Origin of the sequence: Pantoea rwandensis (assembly GCF_002095475.1) — a bacterium.
In the GTDB taxonomy this organism is placed as follows: Bacteria; Pseudomonadota; Gammaproteobacteria; order Enterobacterales; family Enterobacteriaceae; genus Pantoea; species Pantoea rwandensis.
On sequence record NZ_MLFR01000004.1, the window covers coordinates 198,154 to 211,055 of the forward strand.

General features: G+C 55.3%; 7 protein-coding genes, 1 pseudogene and 1 riboswitch. Of the genes and pseudogenes, 2 read left to right on the top strand and 6 right to left on the bottom strand.

The genetic code is table 11. The annotated features are described in order from the left end of the window. Positions 1 to 15: 15 nt before the first annotated feature. Entirely contained in the window at positions 16 to 2,922 is a 2,907-nt protein-coding gene (rapA, locus tag HA51_RS07290; RefSeq protein ID WP_084933881.1) for an RNA polymerase-associated protein RapA, read from the bottom strand. A gap of 152 nt (positions 2,923 to 3,074) precedes the next feature. Further along, positions 3,075 to 5,436: pseudogene (gene polB / locus HA51_RS07295) on the bottom strand (DNA polymerase II). A gap of 165 nt (positions 5,437 to 5,601) precedes the next feature. On the opposite strand from polB, the gene HA51_RS07300 reads away from it, so the two are divergent. After that, positions 5,602 to 6,366: a DedA family protein gene (locus HA51_RS07300; RefSeq protein ID WP_084933882.1), complete on the top strand. Its 765-nt coding sequence runs from the start codon at positions 5,602 to 5,604 to the stop codon at positions 6,364 to 6,366. Here HA51_RS07300 and thiQ read toward each other — a convergent pair. The 4 genes from thiQ to sgrR form a co-directional block, all read right to left on the bottom strand. Continuing rightward, complete coding sequence (thiQ, locus tag HA51_RS07305) at positions 6,363 to 7,064, bottom strand: thiamine ABC transporter ATP-binding protein ThiQ (protein ID WP_084933883.1); 702 nt, start codon at positions 7,062 to 7,064, stop codon at positions 6,363 to 6,365. The genes HA51_RS07300 and thiQ overlap by 4 nt on opposite strands. Beyond that, on the bottom strand, positions 7,048 to 8,634 hold the full coding sequence (gene thiP / locus HA51_RS07310; RefSeq protein ID WP_084933884.1) for a thiamine/thiamine pyrophosphate ABC transporter permease ThiP: 1,587 nt from the start codon (positions 8,632 to 8,634) through the stop codon (positions 7,048 to 7,050). Before thiP ends, thiQ begins: the two co-directional genes overlap by 17 nt. After that, the gene (thiB, locus tag HA51_RS07315; protein ID WP_084933885.1) at positions 8,634 to 9,620 is read right to left on the bottom strand and encodes a thiamine ABC transporter substrate binding subunit; all 987 of its coding nucleotides are present in this window, start codon (positions 9,618 to 9,620) and stop codon (positions 8,634 to 8,636) included. Before thiB ends, thiP begins: the two co-directional genes overlap by 1 nt. A 47-nt stretch (positions 9,621 to 9,667) precedes the next feature. Beyond that, positions 9,668 to 9,763: riboswitch (TPP riboswitch) on the bottom strand. Between the two features lie 35 nt (positions 9,764 to 9,798). Continuing rightward, a complete protein-coding gene (gene sgrR / locus HA51_RS07320) occupies positions 9,799 to 11,460 on the bottom strand; it encodes an HTH-type transcriptional regulator SgrR (protein WP_084933886.1) in 1,662 nt (553 codons plus the stop codon). 254 nt (positions 11,461 to 11,714) lie between these two features. Here sgrR and HA51_RS07325 point away from each other — a divergent pair, with 254 nt between their 5' ends. Further along, complete coding sequence (locus HA51_RS07325; RefSeq protein WP_084933887.1) at positions 11,715 to 12,896, top strand: MFS transporter; 1,182 nt, start codon at positions 11,715 to 11,717, stop codon at positions 12,894 to 12,896. The last annotated feature ends 6 nt before the right edge of the window (positions 12,897 to 12,902 follow it).

Genomic DNA, 12,902 nt, shown 5'->3' on the forward strand with positions numbered 1-12,902 from the left:
GTGGCCTTAAGCACTTTATTGGTGTGTCACGACGATCAGACGCAACGCGTCCAGACGCCATCCAGCATCGCCCAGGCTTTCCAGCACCTGCTCGCGATTACTTTCCAGCGCTTCAACCTCATCATCACGGATGTTAGGGTTGACCGCTTTCAAGGCTTCCAGACGTGACAACTCGGCACTCAACTTCTCATCGGCTTCGACTTTCGCTGCGGCAATCAGGGCTTGGGCCTCTGGCACAATCATTTTCTCGGCTTGTGTCAGGATCTCATGCACTTCTTGCTGAACCGCGTTGACCAGCTTGCTCCCAGTGTGACGATTAACGGCATTCAGCTGGCGGTTAAAGCTCTCGAATTCGACTTTGCCTGCCAGATTGTTGCCCGCACGATCCATCAGTAAACGCACCGGGGATGGTGGCAGGAAGCGGGTGAGTTGCAGACTCTTCGGTGCCTGCGCTTCCACCACGTAAATCATCTCAACCAGCAAAGTACCCACCGGCAGCGCCTTGTTCTTCAACAATGACAGCGCACAGCTACCGGTATCACCCGAAAGAATCAGATCGAGACCGTTGAGGATCAGCGGATGTTCCCAGGTAATGAACTGGGTATCTTCGCGTGACAGCGCCTGGTTACGGTTGAAGGTGACCGTGCAACCATCTTCTGGCAAGCCAGGGAAGTCAGGCACCAGCATGTGATCGGACGGCGTCAGGACAATTAAGCTGTCGCTGCGGTCTTCTTGGTTGATACCGACGATATCGAACAGATTCAGGGCAAAGTTGACCAAATCAGTGTCGTTATCCTGTTCGCCGATAGCATTGGCAAGCGCTTGTGCTGCTTCGCCACCGTTTGAGTTCAGCTCCAACAGGCGGTCACGGCCTTGCTCCAGCTGTGTTTTCAGTGTGTCGTGCTGCTTGCGGCTTTCAACAATGAACTCATCCAGACCCTGTGGGTTCTCTGGCGCGGCGAGATATTCGATCAGCTTGCTGTATTCACTGTCATAAATCGTGCGGCCGGTTGGGCAGGTGTGTTCAAACGCATCCAGACCTTCGTGATACCAACGCAGCAGTACCGCCTGGGCAGTTTTTTCCAGCCACGGCACCAAAATCTGAATGTCATGCATCTGACCAATACGATCGAGACGACCGATACGCTGCTCCAGCAGGTCCGGGTTAAACGGCAAATCGAACATCACCAGGCGGCTGGCGAACTGGAAGTTACGGCCTTCAGAACCGATTTCTGAACACAGCAGCACCTGTGCGCCTTCTTCTTCTGAGGCGAAGAAAGCGGCAGCGCGGTCGCGCTCCAGAATCGACAATCCTTCGTGGAACACGGCGGCACGAATACCTTCGCGCTCACGCAGCACCTGCTCAAGTTGCAGCGCAGTAGTGGCTTGCGCACAAATCACCAGCACTTTCTCTTTGCGGTTGCTGGTCAGGTAGCCCATTAACCATTCAACACGCGGATCGAAGTTCCACCAGGTACCGCTATCACCTTCAAATTCCTGATAAATCTTTTCTGGGTACAGCATATCGCGCGCGCGCTCTTCAGCGGTTTTACGCGCACCCATAATGCCCGAGACTTTAATCGCGGTCTGGTACTGGGCGGGCAGCGGCAAACGAATCTGGTGGAGTTCGCGTTTCGGGAAACCTTTCACGCCATTACGTGTGTTACGGAACAGCACACGGCTGGTTCCATGGCGATCCATTAGCATCGAAACCAGCTCTTTGCGCGCATCTTCTTTGCCATCACGATCGCTATTCGCGACCTGCAACAGGGGCTCGATGTCCTGCTCACCGATCAGATCGTTGATCAGATTCATCTCGTCTTTGCTGATAGCGTGATCGGCCAGCAGAGAGCTTACCGCATCGGCAACCGGGCGATAGTTCTGCTGCTCAGCCACAAACTGGCTGAAGTCATGGAAGCGATTCGGATCGAGCAGACGCAAGCGAGCAAAGTGACTTTCCAGACCCAGCTGTTCCGGCGTTGCCGTCAGCAGTAGCACGCCCGGCGTTTTCTCCGCGAGCTGTTCAATTACTTGATATTCACGGCTTGGGGCATCTTCGCTCCACGCCAGATGGTGGGCTTCATCCACCACCAGCAGATCCCAGTCGGCATCGGCCAGCAATTCCAGACGCTGTTTATTACGACGCACGAAATCCAGTGAGCAGATAATCAGCTGTTCTGTCTCGAAGGCATTGTCACTGTCGTGCTGGGCTTCGGTGTAGCGGCCGTCGTCAAACAGGGCAAAGCGCAGGTTGAAACGACGTAACATCTCTACCAGCCACTGGTGCTGTAGGGTTTCCGGTACCACGATCAGCACACGTTCGGCACGACCTGCCAGCAACTGCTGTTGAATGATCATCCCGGCTTCAATGGTTTTACCCAAGCCGACCTCATCCGCCAACAAGACGCGGGGGGCATGGCGGCGGCCAACATCATGGGCTATGTGCAACTGATGTGGAATCAGGTTGGTGCGCATACCGCGCAGGCCGCTGATCGGCAGACGATACTGCTCGCTCTGATACTTACGCGCGCGGAAGCGCAGCGCAAAACGGTCCATACGGTCGAGCTGACCGGCAAACAGACGATCTTGCGGTTTGCTGAACACCAGTTTGCTGTCCAGCATCACTTCACGCATCATCACGTCGCTTTCTGCGGTATCGAGACGCGTGCCGATGTAAGTCATTAAATCTTTATCGTTACGGACTTCATCGACGCTCATCTGCCAACCTTCATGGCTGGTGATGGTGTCACCCGGATTGAAAATCACACGTGTGACCGGCGCATCATTGCGGGCATACAGGCGGTTTTCGCCGGTTGCCGGGAACATCATGGTGATCATGCGTGTATCAACCGCGACCACTGTTCCTAAACCCAGTTCACTTTCGGTATCACTAATCCAGCGCTGACCCAGTGTAAAAACCATATATTTTTAGCTCGACTCTCTGACATGCCATAAAGAAGTTCACCCGCACTCAGGCAATACATCCCCGCCAAACGGGTGTTTGGTCAGATTGTATATGCAGTGAGAATCAGGAAGGGCGCTATGGTACTGGATGGCAAGGCATTCGTCACCTGTCAAAAAAGCCCCAGCTGCCCAGTAATGAGTGTAGCAAAGTCATCGCCAACGAAAGGTAAAATGCCATCTGCCACTGGTTGTAACTGCTTGCTGACGTAGTGATCGTAGTCAAGCGGGGTGTGGCGCGCTTCCAGTGGTTCCGGGCCAGCCGTGGCCATCACATAGCGAATTGAGCCGCCATTTTGATACTGCAAGGGACGTTGTAATTTCCGATTTTGCTCATCGGCGAGGCGAGCAGCGCGCACGTGCGGCGGCACATTTTTTTCATAATCTTTTAACGCGCGACGCAGACGTTTTTTTGTAGATCAGTTGCTCATCCAGCTCACCTGCCAGTAGCTGCGCCACTGTGTCACGGATGTAATCCTGCCACGGCTCGCCCCGAAAAATGCGGCCATACAGATTTTGCTGAAACTGCTGCGCCAGCGGCGTCCAGTCGGTGCGGACGGATTCCAGGCCTTTAAAAACCAGGCGTTCTGCGCCATCGCTGCGAATCATACCGGCATAGCGCTTTTTACTGCCTTGTTCAGCTCCACGAATCGTTGGCATCAGGAAACGGCTGAAATGGGTTTCGTACTCCAGCTCCAACGCGCTCTCCAGTCCGTACGTTTGCTGCAGATGTTGCCGCCACCAGTTGTTGACCTGCTCGGTCAGGCGCCGACCTATTTCTGTTGCATCGGCTTCGCTGTGCGCGCCTTTCAGCCAGACAAAGGTGGAGTCGGTGTCGCCGTAAATTACATTAAATCCTTCTGATTCAATCAGTTCTCGCGTTTGTTGCATGATGGCATGACCGCGCAGCGTAATGGATGACGCCAAACGCGGATCGAAAAAGCGACATGCGCTGGTGCCAAGCACGCCGTAAAACGCGTTCATGATGATCTTAAGCGCCTGCGACAGCGGTTTATTGCCGTCGCGTTTGGCGTTTTCACGTCCTTGCCAAATCTGTTCGACGATGGCGGGCAAACAGTGCGTCTCACGCGAAAAACGCGCATGGCGGAAGCCGGGCACCGAATCGACATCATCAGGATGCGCTAAGCCTTCTACTAGCCCCACAGGATCGATGAGGAAGGTGCGGATAATCGATGGGTACAGGCTTTTGTAATCAAGGACTAATACTGAATCGTACAAACCTGGACGCGAATCCATAACATAGCCACCAGGGCTGGCTTCTGGCGCCACTTCGCCGAGATTCGGTGCGACAAATCCGGCACGGTGCATACGCGGAATATAAAGATGACCGAAAGCAGCCACCGAACCACCGTGGCGATCAACCGCCAAACCGTTGACGGTGGCGCGTTCCAGCAGGAACGGCATAATTGCGGTGTGCTGGAAGATGCGCGTGACCAGCTCGCAATCTTTCAGGTTGTACTTCGCCAGCGCCGGTTTGTCGTGGGCGAAACGCCAGTTGATCTCCTCCATACGCTGCCAAGGGTTATCAATGGCTTTCCCTTCCCCCAGAAGCTGGCGTGACACGGCCTCAAGGCTGAAGGAGGGGAAATCCCAAAAGGCTGACTTAAGCGCTTCAATGCCATCGATCACCAAACGTCCCTGTGCCTGCGCGAAAAAGACACCCGGTTTGAAACCATGCTCACGCCACTCCAGCGCCTGATTCTGGCGGCCCAGGCGCAGTGGAATACCATAACGATCGGCGTGTTTTTGCAAGACGCGCAGATCGAACTGCACGACGCTCCAGCCAATGATGACATCCGGGTCGTGACGTTCAAACCAGGCATTGAGCTGCTCCAGCAATTGTGGGCGGCTATCGACATAAATGAGGTCAAAATCGAGCGTGCTGGCATCGCCGTTTGGCGGACCGAGCATATAAACCTGGCGCTGACCGCAGCCTTCCAGCCCGATGCAATACAGTTCACCGTGCTCGGTGGTTTCGATATCCAGCGATACCCATTTCAATTGCGGACGATAGTCAGGATGTGGCTTCAAACGGGCATTAACGATACTGTCGCCACGCACGTCCCCGCTGAACCACACTGGCGCCGTGATAAAACGCTCCATTAAATAGCGTTCGGGGGGACGGATATCCGCTTCATACACCGGAATGCCGTTTTCGCGCAGACGTTTCTCCAGATTTTGCAGCTGGCGGTTGCTACGACAATAAAGGCCAAACACCGGACGGCGCTGAAAATCTTTTAGCTCGAGCGATTGTATCCGCGTGTGGCGCTCATCGCGGATCAGCGTTTCGGTTTGCTGGCGGAACGCTTCGGGGATAAAGGCGACCGACTCCTGGGCAGGCAGCACCAGCCGCTGTGGGCCTTGCTCCGTGGCCAGCCACAACACCACTTCGCTGCCCGTTGGCGTGTCTCGCCAATGTCGGGTCAGCAGAAAACCTGCACGCGGATCGGTCACAGTAACTCCAGAAAATGAACTATGCTGAGTATACCATGGATGTTTATACAGTGCCTGTAGCGATGAAATTGTCAGCACTTTGTCAACATCGTTCTACAATTCTTGCCTTGACGCTGTGGCGCTGGCTCCGGACAATCCAGCCTCTATATTCCGCAGAGGATAGTTATGGAAGCCTGGATTCAACACCTGTTTACGCAATCGCTAGAGTTTGCGCTCTTTGCTGTGGCGCTGGTCACCTTTCTCGAGTCACTGGCGTTCGTAGGATTACTGTTACCAGGCACCGTGTTAATGGCCAGCCTCGGGGCGCTGGTCGGTAGCGGGCAGATTGGTTTGTACCCTGCCTGGGCAGCGGGCTTTGCCGGTTGTCTGATTGGTGACTGGGTCTCCTACGGTATTGGCTGGAAGTTTCAGGGGCCACTGCACCGTTGGAAATATCTGCAAAAGTACAAAGGGTTGTTGGATAAAACGGAACATGCGCTGCACCAGCACAGCATGTTTACCATTTTGGTTGGACGTTTTGTCGGGCCAACCCGTCCGCTAATTCCTTTAGCGGCAGGTATGCTGGAGTTGCCCGTCCGTAAGTTTATTCCGCCCAACCTGATCGGTTGCATCCTCTGGCCTCCGGCCTATTTGATGCCGGGTATTTTGGCCGGTGTGGCGATAGATGTTCCGCAAGCCGCGCAGGGTAGCCATTTTAAAGTATTGCTGCTGCTGGTCGCGCTGCTGGTATGGATCGGCTGCTGGTTACTCTGGCGCTGGTATCGCAGTGGGAAAACCGTCGATTGGGCCACCCAATATTTGCCGCAGGCGCGTCTGCGCTGGTTGGCACCACTGGCGGCAGTGACTGGCGCGGCGGCATTTATCGCTATCCAATACCATCCGATGATGCCTGTTTTCCGCCATCTGCTGTGGAAGGTCTTCTTCGCCTAACGCTTTTTTACGCCAAGGATGGCGGCTGCCTCACTCTCACCGCTGATTAAGTGCTCAGTACTGCCATCCCAGTAAATCCGTCCATCGACCACCACCAGGCTACGTGATGCAATCTGCTGGGCATCTTCCAGACTGTGCGACACCATCAGCAGGGTAATATTGCGGCTTTCACACACGGATCGCACCAGCTGTAACATTTCACCGCGCAGGGCGGGATCCAGCGCCGAGAAGGGCTCATCAAGCAATAAAATCGGTTGGTTACGCAATAAACAGCGAGCCAGAGCGACGCGTTGCCGTTGACCGCCAGAGAGTTGTCCGGGAAGGCGGGTTAGCAACGCTTGCAGCCCGGTTTGCTCGGCGATAGCGGTAATCTGTTGCTGCTGTTCCGGTGAAAGTTTCAGGCCAGGATGCAGGCCCAATCCCATATTTTGCTGCACCGTCAAATGCGGGAACAAATTGTTCTCCTGGAACAGCATCGAAACCGGTCGTGCCGCCGGTACGCTGCCTGTGTGATCGACGCCGTTCATGATCAGTGAGCCTTGGCTCACTGGCAGAAAGCCACCCAGTAAGCTCAGCAAGGTGCTTTTGCCTGCGCCACTTGGCCCAAGGATCGCCAGCCGCTCACCGGCCTGCGCCTCAAAACTAAAGCGCATAGGCAGATGCTGGTAAAGGTAAGTGAGATTATTCAGTGTCAGCATGGCGACCAGGTAATTTTTCCATCAATGTGAAGAGTAACAGGCACAGCAATAACAGCAGCAGTGCCGTCACTGCACCATCTGCGCCGCGATAGGCGCCAATTTGTTGGAACAAATAGAACGGCAGCGTGCGGAAATCAGCGCTCCCAAACAGCGCTACCACACCGAAGTCACCGATGGATATCACGCAGGCAAAAGCCATTGCCTGCGCAAGAGGGCGCTTCAGCGCGCGCAGCTCAATGATTTTCAGGCGGTTAAAACCACTGATGCCAAGCGAAGCACAGAGATGGCTGTAGCGTGCGTGGATATCGCGCATGGGATTCTCCAGCACTTTCATCGCATAGGGAATGGCAATCAACGCGTTGGTGAAAATCACCACACCATCGGCACGTTCAGGTAAACCCACCGTGGCGTTGAACAGCAGGAAAAAGCCGCTGGCCAGCACAATGCCAGGCATCGCCAGAATCAGCATGCCGCTAAGTTCCATTGCCTGCGCCGCGACTCTATGCTGGCGCTGACGCAATTCACGGCTGCTCCATAGCAGCATCATGGTCAGAATTACACAGAGCAGACCGGCACCGAGCGCGATTCGCAGCGAGGTGAACGTCGCTTGCCACAACGCTGGCTGCTGCAGTGCACCGCTTACGCCGCCCCGTAATCCGTCGACGATCACCGCTGCTAAAGGTGGCAGCAACAGCGCCAGCGCCAGGACAATCAGCAGGCTGTCTGAGAGTCGGGCATGCCAGGAATCCTGCGGATCGCGCCAGCCACGAATATTTAGGCTGCCGGTGGGGATGGCTTTACTGAAGCGTTGGCTGAGCAGCACCAGCAGCAAACAGCAACCCAGTTGCAGCAGTGCCAACAGTGCCGCACGGCTGGGATCGTAATCAAAACTTAGGGCCTGATAGATCGCCAGTTCCAGCGTGGTGGCGCGCGGCCCGCCACCCAGCGCCAGTACGGTGGCGAAACTGGCAAAGCACAGCATAAAGATCAGCGCGGCAGTGGGCAGAATTTGACGCCGCAGCCACGGCCACTCCAGCAACCGAAAGAGATTCCAGCCACGCAGGCCCAGCTGCGCCGCAAGTTGGCGCTGTTCGCCAGGAATGCTTTCCAGCGCCTGGAGCAGCATGCGCGTGGCAAGTGGCAGATTAAAGAATACGTGGGCCAGCAGAATTCCCTGCAAACCATAGGGTGAGAAGTGGTAATGCATGCCGAGCAGGGCGCACAGCTGCGCCAGCCAGCCGCTGCGACCGTAGACGCTGAGCAAGCCAAAGACAGCCACCAAAACGGGCAGTACCAGCGTCATGGCGCACAGGCGCAGCAACAGCGTGCGTCCGGGGAAACGGCGGCGATAAAGTGCCCGTGCGAGTAGGATGGCAGGCAGCACGGAGAACAGCGCCGATAGCAACGCCTGCTCGAAAGAGAACGCCAATACATGATGCAGATAACGGTCGGTGAGCAAGCTGCGCCAGTCGGTGGCAGGAGCGACCATCACCAGTGCGCTAAATGCCAACAGTGCCACCGCGCACAATAAAAGCGCGACGACACTGCCGGGAATTAACCAACCTGGCATTAACGGCTAACGGCCTGTTGCCACGCGTTAACCCAACTGGTGCGATGGTCAGCGACTTCTGCTGGGGTGAACTGCAGCGCCGTCGCCGGGACGGACAATGACTGATAACCCGCTGGCAGATCGCTTTTAATCACCGGGTACATCCAGTTACCGGTTGGAATGGTCTGCTGGAAAGCGGGCGACACCATAAACTGCATAAACTGCTGCGCCAGTTTCGGCTGCTTGCTGCTGGCGAGTTGTGCGGCGACTTCCACCTGCAAATAGTGACCTTCGCTGAATGGCGCGGCAGCGTAGTTCTCTTTTTTCTCTTCAATAATGTGGTAGGCCGGAGAGGTGGTATAGCTCAACACCAGGTCGCCTTCGCCTTTCAGGAACAAACCGTAAGCTTCGCTCCAGCCTTTGGTGACGGTGACGGTTTTTTGCGCCAGCTTTTGCCATGCGTCGGGTGCCTTATCGCCATAGACTTTTTGCATCCACAACAACAGTCCAAGCCCTGGGGTGCTGGTACGCGGATCTTCATAAATCACACGCCACTTTTCTGGGCTTTCGACCAGCTCCTTCAAACTTTTTGGCGGGTTCTTCAGCTTGTTTTTATCGTAGACGAAGGCGAAGTAGCCGTAATCGAAGGGGATGAAGGTGTCGTTATGCCAGCCGTCTGGTAATTGCAGTTTGCTGGTGTCGACGGCGCTTTTCGCGAACAGACCGGTTTTCTCTGCCGCTTGCACCAGGTTATTGTCGAGGCCCAGCACCACGTCGGCTTTGCTATTTTTGCCTTCCATGCGTACGCGATTGAGCAGTGACACGCCATCTTCCAGCGCCACATATTTCAGTTCACAGCCACATTCGGCTTCAAAGGCTTTTTTCACGGCCGGGCCAGGGCCCCAATCCGCAGAGAACGAATCGTAGGTGTAGACAGTCAGTACTGGTTTAGCCGCGAAGGCCGGGGCAGCAAAAAGCAGGACCAGAGGCAGAACTTTGTTTAACACTTTGCGCTCCTTGAGGAGAAAATGAGTTCGAGTCGCAAAGGATCTGAGTGAGAGGGCATCTCAAATCCCTACGCCGGTATGAGCCGGATCAGGTTCGACGGGTTTCTCTCAGCCCAGTCTGTAGGGCACCCCGTTGAGAACGGCCTAGTTTAGACACTTCTGTGACAGTGCGAAAGCATCACAACTCGGGTGGGGCAAACCAGGCCGATTTAAAGTCAAACCAGCCCAGCGTATTGAGGCGCACTCCGCGCATACTGCGTTGACCTTCCAGTAGCAACCAGTGATGAAACAGCGGATGGATAAAGTCACTGTCGACCAGTTGTTTGCTCCACTCTGCCAGCGGCAGGGTTTTCTGACGCCACTGTTCGGCATCGGCGCGCCAGTTGATCGGAATGCAATGTTGCATCAGCGGCAATTCATAGAGCTGTGCAAACAGCGCGTAGTCCAGCGGTAAGGTGAAGTTGACGCTGCCCAACCAAATGTCGCTCTCGCCCGCACCCTCAAACCACTCCTCGTAGCTCAGTTCTCGGGTGATGAGTTCCACGCCTTGCTGTGCCAGCAGCGGGCGCAATGCGTTGGCTATCCCTTCATGTTCGACATGATGGCTGTACCAACTCAGTGTAAGCTGGGTTAACCCCTCTGGTTTCTCCGCAGGCGTTAAATCACGACGATGGTGCCAGCGCGGCAGTAAACCGTAAGCCGGGAACCAGTAGCGTTGATAGCCTACGCCCGCATGGTTGAGCAGGGCGATGGGATTAAACAGATAGCTGACCCAACGGCGAAAGTGAGCGTCGCGCCCGCGTTCGGAGCGTTGATCGTACAGTAGGAAATAGCAGCCCTCTTCGAGACGGCTCTCTTCCGACTTTTCATCAGCGGTTTCACCCTGGAGTTTCACCCCGGCATAAACCAGTTCGTCACTGATTTCCGGTAGCACCCAAATGGATACGTCATCAATCAACGCTCGATAGCCAAAGTAGTCATCGAAGGCGGCGATTTTTAGCTGTGTTTGCTGATTGCGCACCACGCTGTAAGGGCCGGTGCCAATCGGTTGGCGAGCGAAATGGCGTAGTGTCGGCCATTCACGCGGTAGGATCATGGCGCTGACGCTGCCTAATAGCCACGGCAACCAGTCATCGGGCTGGCTCAGGTGAATATCGAGTGTCCAGGGCGCGGGGGAATGCAATTTTTCAATATGGGAAAACAGTGGCTGGTGGCGTGCGCGTTCGAGTGAAGCAATGATATCTTCCATTTCCAACTCGCGACCATGATGGAAGCGAATCGCCGGACGCAAAAAGAAACGCCAGTGCAGCGGGGAGGTTTGCTGCCAGTGGTGCGCGATATCGGGTTCGACTTCCCCCTTTTCCTCATTTATGCGGGTTAACGCATTGAAAATTTGCCGTGCTAAATGGGTTTCTGAACGTCGCAACGGCGATCCGGGCAGCAGGTTGGGCAGCGGGCGGTAATAGAGCACGCGCAGGATGTGCTTGCCTTGGCGGAAGCTACGGCCAAGGTGCGCGGCAATCATCTGCCGCACTTGATCCTTATCGCCCACCAGTTGTACCAGCTGCTCAATGCGATCCTGCTCCAGCAAATCCTCGGCACGCTGCTGCTGGAGCGCTAATCCGGTGTAGTTGAAGCTCAGCGTTGAGCGTTTACCGCGTCCGGCTTCCGCTTGCCAAATCAGCCAGCCTGCATCCTGCATGGCATTGAGCAGGTTACGCATATGGCGTCGTGAACAGTGCAATCGCTCAGCAAGTTCGTTTAGCGTGGTTTCCTGATCCAGACCCTGACAGCTTTGCCACAGGCGGATGAACTGCTGCTGCAGTCGCGCAGAGGACATAAAAGGGGAACTCCTTCTCAAAATCGCTCAGTTTTTCCTGCCCCATATTAGAGGCATACTGCCCGACAATGGAAGAGCGGGAGGCATTCAGCAATGAATGGCGCTCTGCCAGCGGTTCCGCCGACGTGGAGCCTTTTCTGAGTAGGGTGCATTTTCACCGCCAGCAGCGTTTTCTCTGCTGGCTTTTTTCGTTTTGCTGTGAAAACCTTCATCCCTCATTTCTGTTGTTTGATTCTCCTCAAAGGGATTTCTGTATGAAATCGCTGTTAACGCGCCAGCGCCGCCTCAATCCGGTTTATCTCTCTTTTATGGCTGTGTCGTTTATGACCGGTGTGGCTGGTGCGTTGCAGGCTCCCACGTTGAGCTTATTCCTGACGCGTGAAGTGCAGGTGCGACCGTTTTGGGTCGGGCTGTTTTTTACCATTAACGCAATTGCCGGGATTGTGATTAGCCTGCTGATGGCGAAGCGTTCGGACAATCGTGGCGATCGTCGTAATCTGATCCTGTTTTGCTGCCTGATGGCGGTACTGAATGCGCTGCTGTTCGCGTTTAATCGACACTATTTGACGCTCATCAGCGTGGGAGTGTTGCTCTCTGGATTGGCGAGTGTGGCGATTCCACAAGTCTTTGCATTGGCACGAGAGTATGCCGATCAGTCGGCGCGTGAAGTGGTGATGTTCAGCTCGGTGATGCGTGCGCAGTTGTCGCTAGCGTGGGTGATCGGCCCGCCATTGTCATTTGCGCTGGCACTCAACTATGGCTTCGTGACGCTGTTTTGCGTGGCAGCAGCCATTTTCCTGCTGAGTATGCTGCTGATCTGGCGCACCTTGCCTTCAGTGCCACGCGTAGTGGCAACACCTGAGCAGGTATTGACCCAACTCAGCCCGTGGAAGGACAGCCAGGTACGCATGTTGTTTATCGCCTCGGTGGTGATGTGGGCGTGCAACACCATGTATATCATCGATATGCCGCTCTATATCAGCTCAACCTTGGGATTGCCGGAAAAGCTGGCGGGCCTGTTAATGGGCACGGCAGCCGGGCTGGAAATTCCGATCATGCTGCTGGCCGGACACTATGCCAAACGCTTTGGTAAGCGTAATTTAGTCTTGTTAGCGTTGGTGGCGGCAATCTTGTTTTATCTCGGTTTGGTGCTGTTCCAATCGCGCACGGCGTTGATGGTGCTGCAACTGTTTAATGCGGCGTTTATTGGTATTGTCGCGGGGATTGGCATGCTGTGGTTCCAGGATCTCATGCCGGGGCGCGCGGGTGCGGCGACCACCATGTTTACCACCTCGATTTCGACGGGGCTGATCATCGCGGGATTGATTCAGGGCACGCTCAGCGAACGCTTCGGGCATGAGTCGGTGTATTGGCTGGCGTTAGTGATGGCGGTTGTGGCGTTGGGGCTGGCATCGCGCGTACGTGATGCCCAATAAATAAAA

Excerpts from the sequence above, each read along its gene's own strand:
- rapA (WP_084933881.1), bottom strand. The coding sequence starts at position 2,922 with ATGGTTTTTACACTGGGTCAGCGCTGGATTAGTGATACCGAAAGTGAA.
- HA51_RS07300 (WP_084933882.1), top strand. The coding sequence starts at position 5,602 with ATGGAAGCCTGGATTCAACACCTGTTTACGCAATCGCTAGAGTTTGCG.
- thiQ (WP_084933883.1), bottom strand. The coding sequence starts at position 7,064 with ATGCTGACACTGAATAATCTCACTTACCTTTACCAGCATCTGCCTATG.
- thiP (WP_084933884.1), bottom strand. The coding sequence starts at position 8,634 with ATGCCAGGTTGGTTAATTCCCGGCAGTGTCGTCGCGCTTTTATTGTGC.
- sgrR (WP_084933886.1), bottom strand. The coding sequence starts at position 11,460 with ATGTCCTCTGCGCGACTGCAGCAGCAGTTCATCCGCCTGTGGCAAAGC.
- HA51_RS07325 (WP_084933887.1), top strand. The coding sequence starts at position 11,715 with ATGAAATCGCTGTTAACGCGCCAGCGCCGCCTCAATCCGGTTTATCTC.